This is a genomic window from Pseudomonas sp. LSJ-87, assembly GCF_032971465.1.
Taxonomy (GTDB): domain Bacteria; phylum Pseudomonadota; class Gammaproteobacteria; order Pseudomonadales; family Pseudomonadaceae; genus Aquipseudomonas; species Aquipseudomonas putida_Z.
Map to the genome: position 1 here is coordinate 90722 of NZ_JAWJYQ010000017.1, position 14940 is coordinate 105661.

15 protein-coding genes are annotated in these 14940 nt (G+C 64.6%); 12 read left to right on the forward strand and 3 right to left on the reverse strand.

The genetic code is table 11. From position 1 onward, the window contains the following. Positions 1-7: 7 nt before the first annotated feature. From thiE to RYH74_RS11670, 3 genes are all read left to right on the forward strand, one after another. Entirely contained in the window at positions 8-631 is a 624-nt protein-coding gene (gene thiE, locus RYH74_RS11660; RefSeq protein ID WP_025340753.1) for a thiamine phosphate synthase, read from the forward strand. Positions 632-646: 15 nt separating this feature from the next. After that, on the forward strand, positions 647-1930 hold the full coding sequence (hemL, locus tag RYH74_RS11665; RefSeq protein WP_013974339.1) for a glutamate-1-semialdehyde 2,1-aminomutase: 1284 nt from the start codon (positions 647-649) through the stop codon (positions 1928-1930). Positions 1931-2186: 256 nt separating this feature from the next. Continuing rightward, the gene (locus RYH74_RS11670) at positions 2187-2732 is read left to right on the forward strand and encodes a tetratricopeptide repeat protein (protein ID WP_317409430.1); all 546 of its coding nucleotides are present in this window, start codon (positions 2187-2189) and stop codon (positions 2730-2732) included. A 3-nt stretch (positions 2733-2735) separates the two neighbouring features. Here the strand turns inward: RYH74_RS11670 and RYH74_RS11675 are convergent, their stop codons facing one another. Continuing rightward, the gene (locus RYH74_RS11675; RefSeq protein WP_013974341.1) at positions 2736-3062 is read right to left on the reverse strand and encodes a DUF1820 family protein; all 327 of its coding nucleotides are present in this window, start codon (positions 3060-3062) and stop codon (positions 2736-2738) included. A 276-nt stretch (positions 3063-3338) separates the two neighbouring features. Between RYH74_RS11675 and RYH74_RS11680 the strand changes: the two genes are divergently transcribed. The 4 genes from RYH74_RS11680 to lnt are packed head-to-tail and all read left to right on the forward strand — an operon-like array spanning position 3339 to position 7194. Continuing rightward, on the forward strand, positions 3339-4337 hold the full coding sequence (locus tag RYH74_RS11680) for a PhoH family protein (RefSeq protein WP_039613560.1): 999 nt from the start codon (positions 3339-3341) through the stop codon (positions 4335-4337). Further along, positions 4330-4803 (forward strand): rRNA maturation RNase YbeY, encoded by a 474-nt coding sequence (ybeY, locus tag RYH74_RS11685; protein WP_015271932.1) that lies wholly within the window; start codon positions 4330-4332, stop codon positions 4801-4803. The genes RYH74_RS11680 and ybeY overlap by 8 nt, the downstream gene beginning before the upstream one ends. Positions 4804-4828: 25 nt before the next feature. Then, positions 4829-5668 (forward strand): HlyC/CorC family transporter, encoded by an 840-nt coding sequence (locus RYH74_RS11690; RefSeq protein WP_003257584.1) that lies wholly within the window; start codon positions 4829-4831, stop codon positions 5666-5668. An 8-nt stretch (positions 5669-5676) separates the two neighbouring features. Next, positions 5677-7194 (forward strand): apolipoprotein N-acyltransferase, encoded by a 1518-nt coding sequence (gene lnt, locus RYH74_RS11695; RefSeq protein ID WP_025340757.1) that lies wholly within the window; start codon positions 5677-5679, stop codon positions 7192-7194. 125 nt (positions 7195-7319) lie between these two features. Here lnt and RYH74_RS11700 read toward each other — a convergent pair whose 3' ends face one another. Both RYH74_RS11700 and RYH74_RS11705 read right to left on the reverse strand, forming a co-directional pair. After that, positions 7320-8081 carry a YdcF family protein gene (locus tag RYH74_RS11700; protein WP_317409431.1) on the reverse strand — a complete coding sequence of 254 codons (762 nt, stop codon included), beginning with the start codon at positions 8079-8081 and terminating at the stop codon, positions 7320-7322. A 136-nt stretch (positions 8082-8217) separates the two neighbouring features. Beyond that, the gene (locus tag RYH74_RS11705) at positions 8218-8532 is read right to left on the reverse strand and encodes a hypothetical protein (protein WP_003257582.1); all 315 of its coding nucleotides are present in this window, start codon (positions 8530-8532) and stop codon (positions 8218-8220) included. A gap of 227 nt (positions 8533-8759) precedes the next feature. Between RYH74_RS11705 and leuS the strand changes: the two genes are divergently transcribed. The 5 genes from leuS (at position 8760) to RYH74_RS11730 (ending at position 14840) form a co-directional block, all read left to right on the forward strand. Next, positions 8760-11366, forward strand: a complete 2607-nt coding sequence (gene leuS, locus RYH74_RS11710) for a leucine--tRNA ligase (RefSeq protein ID WP_274078601.1) — start codon at positions 8760-8762, stop codon at positions 11364-11366. Between the two features lie 60 nt (positions 11367-11426). After that, positions 11427-12032 carry an LPS assembly lipoprotein LptE gene (gene lptE / locus RYH74_RS11715; protein WP_286100622.1) on the forward strand — a complete coding sequence of 202 codons (606 nt, stop codon included), beginning with the start codon at positions 11427-11429 and terminating at the stop codon, positions 12030-12032. 39 nt (positions 12033-12071) lie between these two features. Continuing rightward, positions 12072-13109 carry a DNA polymerase III subunit delta gene (gene holA, locus RYH74_RS11720; RefSeq protein ID WP_085663576.1) on the forward strand — a complete coding sequence of 346 codons (1038 nt, stop codon included), beginning with the start codon at positions 12072-12074 and terminating at the stop codon, positions 13107-13109. Positions 13110-13298: 189 nt separating this feature from the next. Next, positions 13299-13463, forward strand: coding sequence for an alternative ribosome rescue factor ArfA (arfA, locus tag RYH74_RS11725; protein WP_003257578.1), 165 nt, complete (start codon positions 13299-13301; stop codon positions 13461-13463). 60 nt (positions 13464-13523) lie between these two features. Then, on the forward strand, positions 13524-14840 hold the full coding sequence (locus tag RYH74_RS11730) for a lytic murein transglycosylase (RefSeq protein ID WP_317409433.1): 1317 nt from the start codon (positions 13524-13526) through the stop codon (positions 14838-14840). The last annotated feature ends 100 nt before the right edge of the window (positions 14841-14940 follow it).

The following is a 14940-nucleotide window of genomic DNA, read 5'->3' on the forward strand; positions in this document are numbered from 1 at the left end:
GCCTCCAATGAAGCTACGCGGTCTGTACGCCATCACCGACAGCCAGCTGCTCGCTGGCCGTTTCCTGTCCCATGTCGAGGCGGCACTGGAAGGCGGCGTGTGCCTGCTGCAGTACCGCGACAAAAGTGACGACGCGGCGCGCCGCCTGCGTGAAGCCGAAGGGCTGCTGAAGCTCTGCGAGCGCTACGGCACCCAACTGCTCATCAACGACGACGCCGAACTGGCCGCGCGCCTGGGCGTCGGCGTGCACCTGGGCCAGACCGACGGCCCGCTGACCCCGGCCCGCGCATTGCTCGGCCGCCAGGCGATCATCGGTTCCACCTGCCACGCCAGCCTCGAACTGGCCGCCCAGGCTGCCAGCGAAGGCGCCAGCTACGTGGCCTTTGGCCGCTTCTTCAATTCCGTCACCAAGCCGGGTGCACCTGCTGCCAACATCGAACTGCTGGAGCAGGCCCGTGCCCAGGTGAAACTGCCGATCGCGGTGATCGGCGGCATTACCCTCGACAACGCCGCCCCGCTGGTCGCCCATGGCGCCGACCTGCTGGCGGTGATCCACGGCCTGTTCGGTGCCGACAGCGCGCAGGAAGTCACCCGCCGCGCCCGCGCCTTCAACGCCTTGTTCGCATCCTGATTCGAGAGAACCCCCATGTCCCGTTCCGAAGCCCTGTTCGCCCAAGCCCAGAAGCACATCCCCGGTGGCGTCAACTCGCCGGTCCGCGCTTTCAAGAGCGTTGGCGGCACGCCGCTGTTCTTCAAGCATGCCGAAGGCGCCTACGTCGTTGACGAGGATGACAAGCGCTACGTCGACTACGTCGGCTCCTGGGGCCCGATGATCCTCGGCCACGGCCACCCGGAGGTACTGGACTCGGTACGCAGGCAGCTGGAGCACGGCCTGTCCTATGGTGCCCCGACCGCCATGGAAACCGAGATGGCCGACCTGGTCTGCTCGCTGGTGCCGTCCATGGAGATGGTGCGCATGGTCAGCTCGGGCACCGAAGCCACCATGAGCGCCATCCGCCTGGCCCGTGGCTACACCGGCCGTGACGCCATCATCAAGTTCGAAGGCTGCTACCACGGCCACTCCGACAGCCTGCTGGTAAAAGCCGGCTCCGGCCTGCTGACCCAGGGCGTGCCGAGCTCGGCGGGCGTGCCGGCGGACTTCGCCAAGCACACCCTGACCCTGCCGTTCAACGACATCGCCGCCGTCGAGAAAACCCTGGCCGAAGTCGGCCAGACCGTAGCCTGCATCATCGTCGAGCCGGTAGCCGGCAACATGAACTGCGTACCGCCGGCGCCAGGCTTCCTCGAAGGCCTGCGCGAGCAGTGCGACAAGCACGGCGTGGTGTTGATCTTCGACGAAGTGATGACCGGTTTCCGCGTTTCGCTCGGCGGCGCCCAGGGCCACTACGGCATCAAGCCGGACCTGTCGACCTTCGGCAAGATCGTCGGTGGCGGCATGCCGGTCGGCTGCTTCGGCGGCAAGCGTGAAATCATGGGCTGCATCGCCCCGCTCGGCCCGGTCTACCAGGCCGGTACCCTGTCGGGTAACCCGCTGGCCATGGCCGCCGGCCTGACCACCCTGAAGCTGATCAGCCGCCCGGGCTTCCACGCCGAGCTGACCGACTACACCAGCCGCATGCTCGACGGCCTGCAACAGCGCGCCGATGCTGCTGGCGTACCGTTCGTCACCACCCAGGCCGGTGCCATGTTCGGCCTGTACTTCAGCGGTGCCGACGACATCGTCACCTTCGAAGACGTGATGGCCAGCGATGCCGAGCGCTTCAAGCGCTTCTTCCACCTGATGCTCGATGGTGGCGTGTACCTGGCGCCGAGCGCATTCGAGGCCGGCTTCACCTCCATCGCCCACGGCGACAAGGAGCTGCAGATCACCCTGGATGCTGCTGAAAAGGCTTTTGCAGCCCTGAAGTAATGCAGTGTCTGTACCGGCCCTTTCGCGGGTAAACCCGCTCCCACAGGGACTGCGCACCCGTGAAAGCGGTGCGGTCCCTGTGGGAGCGGGTTCACCCGCGAAGAGGCCGGTACAGGCAACAAATACCCATGCACAATCAGCTGACTTCCCCAACCAAGCAGAAATTCGAGTAAAACTTTGTAAGGTTGGCGCTGCTTATCCCATAATGTGCCACCAGAGACATTGGCCGCAGCTTTGCAGAGGTAAGTCGATCCCCATGAACCGCACCGGCCGCGCCCTGACCCTGGGCTGCCTGTTGCTTCTTCAGCCCCTGCTGGCCCTGGCGGAGGGCGGTAACTCGTTGCTCATTCCGGCGACGGGCCGCTGCACCTTGAATGTCCAGCCTGAAGACCTGGCAAACGCCCTCAAGGCTTGTGAGCAGACGGCAACGGCGGGGGATGCCCAGGCGCAATTCGAACTGGGCGAGTACTACTACACGCAAACGCCGAAAAACCTGGGCAAAGCCCTGAACTGGTTCGAAAAGGCCTCGCTGCAAGGCCATGCCGAGGCCCAGTACCGCCTGGGCGCCATGTTCTTCCATGGCGAAGGGGTCAAGGCCAACAATGTGCAGGCCTACATCCTGCTGAAGATGGCCGCGGTCAACGGCGCCGAGGATGCGCTGGACATGGCCGACGAAGTGACCGAGCAAATGCCCCGCGACGAACTGGAGCATGCCACCCAGGTGCTCGGCCAGATTTTCCGCAAGTACCTGCTGGAACTGCAGAACGCCGAAGGGCGCACGCCGTTCTCGCCACTCCCCTGAGGGTTACTTTTCCGGCATCGGCATGGGGAACGGCATCACATTGCCGCCGCCCTTGGCTTCGCTGATCTTCGCCGTGCCCAGGCGCTCCACCTCGTCGATGCGCACGATCGAGTGCATCGGCACGAAGCTGCGGATCACCCCATCGAACTGGCTCTTGAGCTTCTCCTCGCTCGGATCCACCACCAGCTGCGAACGCTCGCCGAACACGAACTCCTCGATTTCCAGGAACCCCCACAGGTCGCTCTGGTAGATCTGCTTGGCATACATCTCGAAGACCTGCCCCTGGTTGAGGAAGATCACTTTATAGATGGCAGGTTCGCGTTTGCTCATGTTCGTCGGGATAACACATGCGTAAGAAAAGGCGGGCATCATAGCAGACAGGTTTGCTGATCTGTGTTGCCTGTCCCGGCCTCATCGCCGGCAAGCCAGCTCCCACAGGTACTGCGCAAGCTTCAGGCCTGTGCAGTATCTGTGGGAGCCCGGCTTGCCGGCGATAGGGCCGGAACAGGCCATACATACCGTTGAACGTTTCAGTGCTTTCGCCACTGCCATTCAAGGGTTATTCTTGAGTTCACATCCATTGCCGTCGAGCGGCTAAAAACGACCTTGAACGCACCCATACAACCCCATCGTTTCATCCTCGAACCTTTCGAGGCCCACCGTTTCGCCAACTTGTGCGGCCAGTTCGACGAGCACCTGCGCCTGATCGAACAGCGCCTGGCCATCGAGATCCGCAACCGCGGCAATCAGTTCGAGCTGATCGGCGAACCCAAGACCACCTCCGCTGCCGAACAACTGCTGCGCCGTCTCTACCGCGAGACCAAGGCCAGCGACCTGTCGCCGGAAACCGTGCACCTGTACCTGCAGGAATCGACCGTCGAGAACATCGACAACCCGGCCGTCAACGAGGTCAGCGTGTCGCTGCGCACGCGCAAGGGCAACATCCGCCCGCGCGGGGTCAACCAGCAACGCTACGTCAAGGAAATCCTGGCCAACGACATCAACTTCGGCATCGGCCCGGCCGGTACCGGCAAGACCTACCTGGCCGTGGCCTGCGCCGTGGACGCGCTGGAACGCGAACAGGTGCGCCGTATCCTGCTGGTGCGCCCGGCGGTCGAGGCGGGCGAAAAGCTCGGCTTCCTGCCCGGCGACCTGGCCCAGAAGATCGACCCGTACCTGCGCCCGCTGTACGACGCCCTGTACGAAATGCTCGGCTTCGAACACGTGGCCAAGCTGATCGAGCGCCAGGTGATCGAGATCGCCCCACTGGCCTACATGCGTGGCCGCACCCTGAACAACAGCTTCATCATCCTCGACGAGAGCCAGAACACCACGCTGGAACAGATGAAGATGTTCCTCACCCGTATCGGCTTCGGCTCCACCGCGGTCATCACCGGTGACATCACCCAGGTCGACCTGCCCCGTGGCACCAAGTCGGGCCTGGCGCACGTCATCGAGGTGCTGAGGGACGTTCCGGGGATCAGCTTCACCCACTTCCAACCCAAAGATGTGGTTCGTCACCCACTGGTGCAGCGCATTGTCGAGGCCTACGACCGCTTCGATGCCCGCCAGGCCAAGCCCGAGGCGCCCGGCAAAGATGCTTGAACTCGATATTCAACGGGCCACGGATGCTGCCGCCCCGGATGACACCGCCTTTCGCCGCTGGTGCGAACTGGCACTGCGCCAGCGCAGCGCCGATTCGGAAATGACCATTCGCCTGGTCGACGAAGCCGAAGGCCGCGAGCTGAACCACACCTACCGGCACAAGGACTACGCGACCAATGTGCTGTCGTTCCCGGCCGACGTCCCCGACGACCTGCTCGATATCCCGCTGCTGGGCGACCTGGTGATCTGCGTGCCGGTGGTCGAGCGCGAAGCCGCCGAACAGGGCAAGTCGCTGGAAGCGCACTGGGCACACCTGGTCATCCACGGTTGCCTGCACCTGCTCGGCTACGACCACATCGAAGATGAGGAAGCCGAGGAAATGGAAGGCCTGGAACGGGAATTGCTGGCAGAACTGGGTCATCCCGACCCGTACGCCGACGATGAAACCGACACCATCACACACTGATACACGAAGGATCACGAGAACCGCCATGAGCGAAGATCGATCGAGCAACGGGCAGAAGTCCTGGCTGGGTAAACTGACCCAGGCTTTTGCCCATGAGCCGAAAAACCGCCAGCAACTTCTTGAACTGCTGCGCGAAGCCCATCAGAACAAACTGCTGGACAGCGAAGCGCTGACCATCGTCGAAGGCGCCATCCAGGTGGCCGACCTGCAGGTTCGCGACATCATGGTGCCGCGTTCGCAGATGATCAGCATCAAGGCCAGCCAGTCGCCCCGCGAGTTCCTGCCGGCAGTGATCGACGCCGCGCACTCGCGCTACCCGGTGATCGGCGAAAGCCACGACGATGTGCTCGGGATCCTGCTCGCCAAGGACCTGCTGCCGCTGATCCTCAAGGAGAATGGCGACAGCTTCAACATCAAGGACCTGCTGCGCCCGGCCACTTTCGTGCCCGAGTCCAAGCGCCTGAACGTGCTGCTGCGCGAGTTCCGCGCCAACCATAACCACATGGCCATCGTCATCGACGAGTACGGCGGCGTGGCCGGCCTGGTCACCATCGAGGACGTGCTGGAGCAGATCGTCGGCGACATCGAGGACGAGCACGATGTCGAGGAAGACAGCTACATCAAGCCGCTGCCCAGCGGTGACTTCCTGGTCAAGGCGCTTACCCCGATCGAGAACTTCAACGAGTTCTTCGACAGCGAATTCTCCGATGACGAGTTCGACACGGTCGGCGGCCTGGTGATGAGCGCCTTCGGTCACCTGCCCAAGCGCAACGAAACCACCGAGATCGGCCCTTACAAGTTCCGTATTCTCAATGCCGACAGCCGGCGGATACACTTGCTGCGCCTGACACCGATCACCCGTTAAGGACAAACATGCGTTGGATCACCCGCCCCGGCTGGCCCGGTAACCTGCTGGCCCTGGCGGCCGGTGCCTCCACCCTCCTGGCCCTGGCGCCGTTCGACATCTGGCCCCTGGCCGTGTTGTCCATCGCCCTGCTCTACCTTGGCCTGCGCGAGCTCAGCCCGCGCCAGGCCATGTGGCGCGGCTGGTGGTTCGGCTTCGGCCTGTACGGTGCCGGCACCTGGTGGATCTACGTCAGCATGAACACCTACGGCGGCGCCTCGCCGCTGCTGGCGATCCTGCTGCTGCTGGCGTTCTTCGCCGCCCTGGCCTGGTTCTTCGCCCTGCCCACCTGGCTTTGGGCACGCTGGTTGCGGCGCACCGAGGCGCCACTGGCCGATGCCTTGTGCTTCGCCGCCCTGTGGCTGCTGCAAGAGGCCTTCCGCGGCTGGTTCCTGACCGGTTTCCCCTGGCTCTACGCCGGCTACAGCCAGCTGGACGGCCCGCTGGCCGGCCTGGCACCGCTGGGCGGCGTGTGGCTGATTTCCTTCACCCTGGCCCTGACCGCTGCCCTGCTGTGCAACCTGCACCGCCTGCGCGCCCGCCCCTCGTTCCTGGCGGTGGGCTGCCTGCTGTTGCTGGCCCCGTGGGTGCTGGGCCTGGCGCTCAAGGGCCATGCCTGGACCAAGCCGGCGGGCGACCCGCTGAAAGTGGCGGCCATCCAGGGCAATGTCGAGCAGGACCTGAAATGGGACCCGGCACACATCGACGCGCAACTGGCGCTGTACCGTGACCTGAGCTTCAGCTCCAGGCCGGTGGACCTGCTGGTGTGGCCGGAAACCGCGGTCCCGGTGCTCAAGGACCAAGCCCAGGGCTACATCGATGTAATGGGCCGGTTCGCCGCCGAACGGCATTCGGCGCTGATCACCGGCGTGCCGGTGCGTGAAGTGGTGCACCACCAGCGCCGCTACTACAACGGCATTACCGTCACCGGTGAAGGCGATGGCACCTACCTCAAGCAGAAGCTGGTGCCGTTTGGCGAGTATGTGCCGCTGCAGGACATGCTGCGCGGCCTGATCGAGTTCTTCAACCTGCCCATGTCGGACTTCGCCCGCGGGCCGGAAGACCAGCCGCTGCTGCAGGCCAAGGGCTACCAGATTGCGCCTTACATCTGCTACGAAGTGGTCTACCCCGAATTCGCCGCTGGCCTGGCGGCCCGCAGCGACCTGCTGCTGACCATCAGCAACGACACCTGGTTCGGCACCTCGATCGGCCCGTTGCAGCACCTGCAGATGGCGCAGATGCGCGCGCTGGAAGCCGGCCGCTGGATGATCCGCGCCACCAACAACGGCGTGACCGCGCTGATCGACCCGTTTGGCCGCATTACCACGCAGGTACCGCAGTTCCAGCAGGCGGTGCTGTACGGCGAGGTGGTGCCGATGCAGAAACTGACCCCGTACCTGCAATGGCGGTCGTGGCCGCTGGCGATTGTCTGTGCATTGCTGCTGGGTTGGGCGCTGCTGGCTGGGCGCATTGCCAAGACCGTTTGAGTTTTCCTGTACCGGCCTCTTCGCGGGTGAACCCGCTCCCACAGGGACCGCACAAGCCCATGGCCTGCGGTGTACCTGTGGGAGCGGGTTCACCCGCGAAGAGGCCGGCACAGGCAACACAAGGCTCAGTAGAACAGCCGATACCCCACCAGCCCCGCCACTTCATTGAGCAACTGCCCGCTCTGCCACATCGCCCGGCTCTCCGGCAGCAACCCACCGAACGGCCGCGAATGATCGCGCCCGAGGAACCCGACCGGCGCCGGCACCACCTCGAACCCCGCCTGCTCGAAGCTCCAGCGCGAGCGCTGCATGTGCCACGCCTGGGTCACCACGACCACCCGGCGAATCCCCAATGGCTGCAACACCTTGGCCGTCAGCCGGGCATTCTCCCAGGTCGTGAGGCTGCCCTCCTCCCGCCATTTCACCTCGATGCCGAAATCTTCACGCAGGCGATCAGCCATCAACCGCGCCTCGCTCGGCGGCGTGCCATAGTGCAACCCGCCACTGGTCAGCACCGGCAAGCCCGAAGCCTTGGCCAGCCGCGCGGCGAAGCGCATGCGCTCCAGTGCCGTGGCCGTGGGCTGGTCGCTACCACCCCAGGCCGGGTCACCTCGCTCACGCCCCGCGCCCAGCACCACGATGGCATCTGCCCGGCTTGCCAGGCCGGCCCAATCGCTTACCGCCAGCGGCGCTTCCGTCTCCAGCGCACGAGCGGTTTCCTGCACCACCAGCGGCAGGCTCATCAGCCACAGGCCACCAAGGCCCACGGCAAAACACAGCGCTGCCAGCCTGGGCCGGCGGCGACGCAGCCACCACGCCACAAGCAGCAGCAGGAACAGGACGCCTGGCGGCATCAGCCATTGTTTGACGAAGAATCGGATCGGCATTGGCCACACCTCCTTGGCAGGCGTGCAGCCTAGAAGGATCGACGCCGGTCAACAAGGGTGCGGCCGGCGCCGATCGTGAGCTGTGCAAATTTTGAAGAACCGGCGCGCGATAGCCTGCGCCTGGCGTCCTGAACGGCTAGCGATGTGGCAGCGTCCTGGATCTCGCCGTGCTGGCGGGGCGTTTCTTGTCCTTGAGCCAGATGATCTTGGCCGATGTCGGCTCCGCTTGTGGGTAACTGCCGACACAGGCATTGTGGCGCTCCGGGAGGGAATCCAGGTAGGCCTTGATCAGTTCGAACTCTGCGTGGCTCAGGCCACGCAACTCCAGCTCGGCTGGCATTTCGTCGCGCAATCGCACCGAGGTCCTGGCCACTTCCAGCGCCAGGCCAAGCCGGTCGATCAGGCGTTCGTATAGCTCCGGTCTGATTGCGGGTAGCTGCGTCTCTCCCATCCGTTCACCTCATTGAAGATAAGAATATCTCCCCCCACACCTGAGCTTAGCGTCGTTGCAAAAAGCAGCCGTGTGCCGCGACCAGCGGGCATTCGCAACGAAGGTTTCCCACGATGCGCGGCGCTGCTGTATGCTACGGCGTTCACTCTAAACGACACCGGAGTGCCGGACGCAGCGAGGTTCCGCTGCCTGGAACAAGGTCTCTTCTCTCTCAGCAAAAAGTAGCCATGCACGAACAATACACGCCCCGTGATATCGAAGCCGCCGCCCAGAAGTTCTGGGACGAGCAACAATCGTTCGCTGTTACCGAACAGCCAGGCAAGGACACCTACTACTGCCTGTCGATGTTCCCGTACCCGAGCGGCAAGCTACACATGGGCCACGTGCGCAACTACACCATCGGTGACGTGATTGCCCGCTACCAGCGCATGCTAGGCAAGAACGTCCTGCAGCCGATGGGCTGGGACGCTTTCGGCATGCCCGCGGAAAACGCGGCGATGAAGAACAACGTCGCCCCGGCCAAGTGGACGTACGAAAACATCGACTACATGAAGACCCAGCTCAAGAGCCTGGGCCTGGCCATCGACTGGGCACGTGAAGTCACCACCTGCAAGCCCGACTACTACCGTTGGGAGCAGTGGCTGTTCACCCGCCTGTTCGAGAAAGGCATCATCTACCGCAAGAACGGTACCGTGAACTGGGACCCGGCGGACCAGACCGTACTGGCCAACGAGCAGGTCATCGACGGCCGTGGCTGGCGTTCGGGCGCGCTGATCGAGAAGCGCGAAATCCCGATGTACTACTTCCGCATCACCGACTATGCAGACGAGCTGCTGGAAAGCCTCGACGAGCTGCCGGGCTGGCCTGAGCAGGTCAAGACCATGCAGCGCAACTGGATTGGCAAGTCGCGCGGCATGGAAGTGCAGTTCCCGTTCGACCTGGCCAGCATCGGCCACGAAGGCACGCTCAAGGTCTTCACCACCCGTCCCGACACGCTGATGGGCGCCACCTACGTCGCCGTCGCCGCCGAACACCCGCTGGCCACCCAGGCCGCCCAGGGCAACCCGGCGCTGCAGGCGTTCATCGACGAGTGCAAGAGCGGCAGCGTTGCCGAAGCCGACATGGCCACCCAGGAGAAGAAGGGCATGGCCACTTCCCTGCTGGTCGAGCACCCGCTGACCGGCGAGAAGCTGCCGGTATGGGTCGCCAACTACGTGCTGATGCACTACGGCGATGGGGCCGTCATGGCCGTGCCGGCCCACGATGAGCGCGACTTCGAGTTCGCCCACAAGTACAACCTGCCGGTCAAGGCCGTGGTGCGCACCAGCGCTGGCGACGAAGTCGGCAACGAGTGGCTGGCCGCCTATGGCGAGCACGGCCAGCTGATCAACTCCGGCGAGTTCGACGGCCTGGACTTCGCCGGTGCCTTCGACGCCATCGAAGCCGCCCTGATCCGCAAGGAGCTGGGCAAATCGCGTACCCAGTTCCGCCTGCGCGACTGGGGTATCAGCCGCCAGCGCTACTGGGGCTGCCCGATCCCGATCATCCACTGCCCGTCCTGCGGCGACGTACCGGTGCCGGAAGACCAGCTGCCGGTCACCCTGCCGGAGAACGTGGTGCCGGACGGTGCCGGTTCGCCACTGGCGCGCATGCCTGAATTCTACGAGTGCAGCTGCCCGAAATGCGGCACCGCGGCCAAGCGCGAAACCGACACCATGGACACCTTCGTCGAGTCGTCCTGGTACTTCGCCCGCTACGCCTCGCCGAACTACGAAGGTGGCATGGTCGACCCGAAAGCGGCCAACCACTGGCTGCCGGTCGACCAGTACATCGGCGGTATCGAGCACGCCATCCTGCATCTGCTGTACGCGCGCTTCTTCCACAAGCTGATGCGTGACGAAGGCCTGGTCACCTCGAACGAGCCGTTCAAGAACCTGCTGACCCAGGGTATGGTGGTCGCCGAAACCTACTACCGTGTGGCCAGCAACGGCGGCAAGGACTGGTTCAACCCGGCCGATGTCGAAGTCGAGCGCGATGCCAAGGCCAAGATCATTGGCGCCCGCCTGAAGACCGACGGCCTGCCGGTGGAAATCGGTGGCACCGAGAAGATGTCGAAGTCGAAGAACAACGGCGTCGACCCGCAATCGATGATCGACCAGTACGGCGCCGACACCTGCCGCCTGTTCATGATGTTCGCCTCGCCGCCCGACATGAGCCTGGAATGGTCCGACTCCGGCGTCGAAGGCGCCAGCCGCTTCCTGCGCCGCGTCTGGCGCCTGGCCCAGGCCCACGTGGCCCAAGGCCTGCCGGGCAAGCTGGATGTCGCCGCCCTGGACGACGCGCAGAAGGTCATCCGCCGCGCCATCCACGCCGCCATCAAGCAGGCCAGCACCGACGTAGGCCAGTTCCACAAGTTCAACACCGCCATCGCCCAGGTGATGACCGTGATGAACGTGCTGGAAAAGGCCCCGCAGGCCACTGAACAGGACCGTGCCCTGCTGCAGGAAGGCCTCGAGGCCGTCACCCTGCTGCTGGCACCGATCACCCCGCACATCTCCCACGAGCTGTGGCAACAGCTGGGCCACCAGCAGGCCGTCATCGACGCCAGCTGGCCAGCCGTCGACGAGGCAGCCCTGGTACAGGACACCGTCACCCTGGTGGTGCAGGTCAACGGCAAGCTGCGTGGCCAGGTCGAAATGCCGGCCGCCGCCAGCCGCGAAGAAATCGAAGCCGCCGCGCGCAGTAACGAAAACGTCCTGCGCTTCATCGATGGCCTGACCATCCGCAAGGTCATCGTGGTACCGGGCAAGCTGGTCAACATCGTCGCCAACTGATGGCAACGCCCGCCCGCAGCCACTGCGGGCGGGCGAACAGGCCCACAAGGGAGCAACAACATGATCAAACGCAATTTGCTGGTAATTGGCCTGGCGGTCATGCTCAGCGCCTGCGGTTTCCAGCTGCGCGGCACCGGCTCCACCGAGCTGAGCGTGAAGGAAATGGACGTCAGCGCGCGCAACGCCTACGGCCCGACCGTGCTCCAGCTGCGTGAAGTACTGCAGCGTAGCGGTGTCAACGTGCACGCTGGCGCACCGTACCGTCTGGTGCTGACCAACGAGCAGGAGCGCGAGCGCTCGGCGACCTACAACAGCGGCAACCGTACCGCCGAATACGAGCTGACCACCGTGCTGAACTACAGCATTCAGGGCCTGAACAACCTGGAGCTGATGAGCGACAAGCTGGAAGTACGCAAGATCTACTTGCGTGACGGCTCGAACATCACCGGCTCCGAACAGGAAGCCGACCGCGCCCGCGAAGAAATGCGTCGCGACCTGGTCAACGCCATGGTCGTTCGCCTGCAGATGCTGACCCCGTCCCAGCTGGACGAGCTGCAGCGCCAAGCCGACGAACGTGCCAAGGCCGAAGCCGCTGCGCTGGAGGCCGCTCGCCGCCAGCAGGCCGAAACGCCTCAGCAGTCGCCACTGGAAGTACCGGGCAACTAAGCCCGAGCGGGGTACCTTCGGGTGCCCCGCCTGTTTCCCATGAAGCTCGCTCCCGCCCAACTCAACAAGCACCTGCAAGGCGCTCTGGCACCGGTCTACGTGGTCAGCGGCGACGACCCGCTGCTGTGCCAGGAAGCCGCCGACGCCATCCGCAACGCCGCGCGCCAGCAGGGCTTCGACGAACGCCAGGTATTCAGTGCCGACGCCAACTTCGACTGGGGCACCCTGCTCCAGGCTGGCGCCAGCCTGTCCCTGTTCGCCCAGCGCCGCCTGCTGGAATTGCGCCTGCCCTCGGGCAAGCCCGGTGACAAGGGCGCTGCTGCGCTGATGGAATACTGCGCCAACCCCGCCGAAGACACCCTGCTGCTGGTCAGCCTGCCCAAGCTCGACGGCAGCGCACAGAAGACCAAGTGGGGCAAGGCGCTGATCGAAGGCGCCCACTGCCAGTTCATCCAGATCTGGCCGGTGGATGTGCACCAGCTGCCGCAGTGGATCAACCAGCGCCTGCAGCAGGCCGGCCTGTCGGCACAGCGTGACGCCGTCGACCTGATTGCCGCACGCGTGGAAGGCAACCTGCTGGCTGCAGCGCAGGAAATCGAAAAGCTCAAGCTGCTTGCCGAAGGTAACCAGATCACCGTGGAGACCGTGCAGGCCGCCGTCGCCGACAGCGCCCGCTTCGATGTCTTCGGCCTGGTCGATGCCATTCTCAACGGCGAAGCCGCGCATGCCTTGCGCATGCTCGAAGGCTTGCGCGGTGAAGGCGTGGAGCCACCAGTGATTCTCTGGGCCCTGGCCCGCGAGCTGCGCCAGCTGGCCGGGCTGGCCCAGCAGTTCAGCCAGGGTGTACCGCTGGACAAGGCCTTCAGCCAGGCCCGCCCGCCGATCTGGGACAAACGCCGGCCACTGGTCAGCAAGGCCCTGCAGCGCCTGTCGGCGCAGCGCTGGGCGCAGTTGCTGCAAGATGCCCAGCGTATCGATGCACAGATCAAGGGCCAGGCCGAGGGCTCGCCGTGGACCGGCCTGGCGCGCTTGTCGCTGCTGATGGCCGGCCAGCGCCTGGCACTGCCTCCCGAGTAACATTCAAAGGCCCAATCGCCGGCAAGCCAGCTCCCACAGGGATATAACAGGTCTTAGACGCTGTGCTGTACCTGTGGGAGCTGGCTTGCCGGCGATTGGGCCCTCGAACCATATACACAATCAATTGGCCCCACCCTGCCCCAAGCCCTACAGTGCGCCGCGAAACCCACCCAACCCGGGAATCCCGCCATGAGCAAAAAGCCGAAAAAGCACGGCCCCAACAAGGCCAAGTCGATCATCGCCCAACCGCTGTTCCGCTGCCGCCAGGAACAGCCGAACAAGGGCAAAGGCAGCTACCGCCGCGAAGCCTTCCAATCGAGAGATTGGGAGGCTTCCTACTTTTTGGCTGCATGAAAGCATCGAAAGCGCAGGCATGGTATGGTCGTCACCTGACCTGCAATTCTGGATCTGTGAATGCTCCTCAGTCTTCTCCCCCGCTGGAAAACCCGTCAGCTGATCGCGGCCTCCAGTTTCATCCTGCTCGTGGCCTGCGCAGAAAAGCCCACCGCCGCCGATGCCCTGCCGCTGGCCCCCGCCCAGCCCGCCCCGGTGGTGACCCTGCCCGGCACGACGTCCGACACCAGCACTGAAATCCAGCCTCTGCAAACCTTCGCACAATGGCAAGCAGGCTTTCGCCAGCAAGCCCTGCAAGCCGGCATTTCGCAGGACACCTTCGACCGCGCCTTCCTCGGCATCACCCCCGACATGGACGTGATCAAGGCCGATCGCAGCCAGCCGGAGTTCACCCGCCCGGTATGGGAATACCTCGAAGGCGCCCTGTCGCCCCTGCGTGTACGCAACGGCAAGAAGCTGCTGGAGCAGAACGCCGAACTGCTGACCCGCATCGAGCAACGCTATGGCGTCGATCGCCAGGTGCTGGTCGCGGTATGGGGCATGGAAAGCAACTTCGGCCAGTTCCAGGGCAACAAGTCGGTGATCCGCTCGCTGGCTACCCTGGCCTATGAGGGCCGCCGCCCGCAGTTCGCCCAAGACCAGCTGATCGCTGCGCTGCAGATCATCCAGCATGGCGACATCCAGCCTGAGGCAATGCGTGGCTCGTGGGCCGGCGCCATGGGCCAGACCCAGTTCATCCCGACCACCTACAACACCCATGCCGTGGACTTCGACGGCGATGGCCGCCGTGACATCTGGAACAGCACGGCAGACGCCCTGGCATCGACCGCGCACTATCTGCAGAGCTCGGGCTGGAAACGTGGCCAGCCGTGGGGCTTCGAGGTCCAGGTGCCGCCTGGCTTCGATTACTGGCAGGCCGATGGCGCCCTGCGCAAGCCGGTGAGCGAGTGGCTGGCGATGGGCGTGAAACTGCCTGCCGGTACCCAGCTGCCAGTGGGCAGCAACCAGCTGTCTGCCGCCCTGCTGCTGCCAGCGGGCGCGCGTGGCCCGGCGTTCCTGGTGCTGGACAACTTCCGCGCCATCCTCAAGTACAACAACTCGTCATCCTACGCGCTGGCGGTAAGCCTGCTGGGTGATCGCTTCACGGGCTGGGGCTTCATTGCCGGCAGCTGGCCGAAAGAAGACCTGCCGCTCAGCCGCAGCGAGCGCATGGAGCTGCAGAACCTGCTGAACAGCAATGGGCACGAAGCCGGCAATGCCGATGGCATTATTGGCGCCAATACCCGCAAGGCGATCCGCAATGCCCAGCAGGGGTTGGGGTGGCCGGCGGATGGGTATCCGACCCACAAGCTGCTCGAGAGCCTGCGTCAGCAGTGAGCATTTTGGGGCCGCTGCGCGGCCCATCGCAGGCAAGCCAGCTCCCACCCCGACCGCGCTGCTCTCAAGACCTGCGCAGTACCTGTAGGAGCTGGCTTGC

Excerpts from the sequence above, each read along its gene's own strand:
- holA (WP_085663576.1), top strand. The coding sequence starts at position 12,072 with ATGAAGCTCGCTCCCGCCCAACTCAACAAGCACCTGCAAGGCGCTCTG.
- RYH74_RS11675 (WP_013974341.1), bottom strand. The coding sequence starts at position 3,062 with ATGAGCAAACGCGAACCTGCCATCTATAAAGTGATCTTCCTCAACCAG.
- leuS (WP_274078601.1), top strand. The coding sequence starts at position 8,760 with ATGCACGAACAATACACGCCCCGTGATATCGAAGCCGCCGCCCAGAAG.
- arfA (WP_003257578.1), top strand. The coding sequence starts at position 13,299 with ATGAGCAAAAAGCCGAAAAAGCACGGCCCCAACAAGGCCAAGTCGATC.
- lnt (WP_025340757.1), top strand. The coding sequence starts at position 5,677 with ATGCGTTGGATCACCCGCCCCGGCTGGCCCGGTAACCTGCTGGCCCTG.
- hemL (WP_013974339.1), top strand. The coding sequence starts at position 647 with ATGTCCCGTTCCGAAGCCCTGTTCGCCCAAGCCCAGAAGCACATCCCC.
- lptE (WP_286100622.1), top strand. The coding sequence starts at position 11,427 with ATGATCAAACGCAATTTGCTGGTAATTGGCCTGGCGGTCATGCTCAGC.
- thiE (WP_025340753.1), top strand. The coding sequence starts at position 8 with ATGAAGCTACGCGGTCTGTACGCCATCACCGACAGCCAGCTGCTCGCT.
- RYH74_RS11730 (WP_317409433.1), top strand. The coding sequence starts at position 13,524 with ATGCTCCTCAGTCTTCTCCCCCGCTGGAAAACCCGTCAGCTGATCGCG.
- RYH74_RS11690 (WP_003257584.1), top strand. The coding sequence starts at position 4,829 with ATGAGCGAAGATCGATCGAGCAACGGGCAGAAGTCCTGGCTGGGTAAA.
- RYH74_RS11670 (WP_317409430.1), top strand. The coding sequence starts at position 2,187 with ATGAACCGCACCGGCCGCGCCCTGACCCTGGGCTGCCTGTTGCTTCTT.
- RYH74_RS11700 (WP_317409431.1), bottom strand. The coding sequence starts at position 8,081 with ATGCCGATCCGATTCTTCGTCAAACAATGGCTGATGCCGCCAGGCGTC.
- RYH74_RS11705 (WP_003257582.1), bottom strand. The coding sequence starts at position 8,532 with ATGGGAGAGACGCAGCTACCCGCAATCAGACCGGAGCTATACGAACGC.
- ybeY (WP_015271932.1), top strand. The coding sequence starts at position 4,330 with ATGCTTGAACTCGATATTCAACGGGCCACGGATGCTGCCGCCCCGGAT.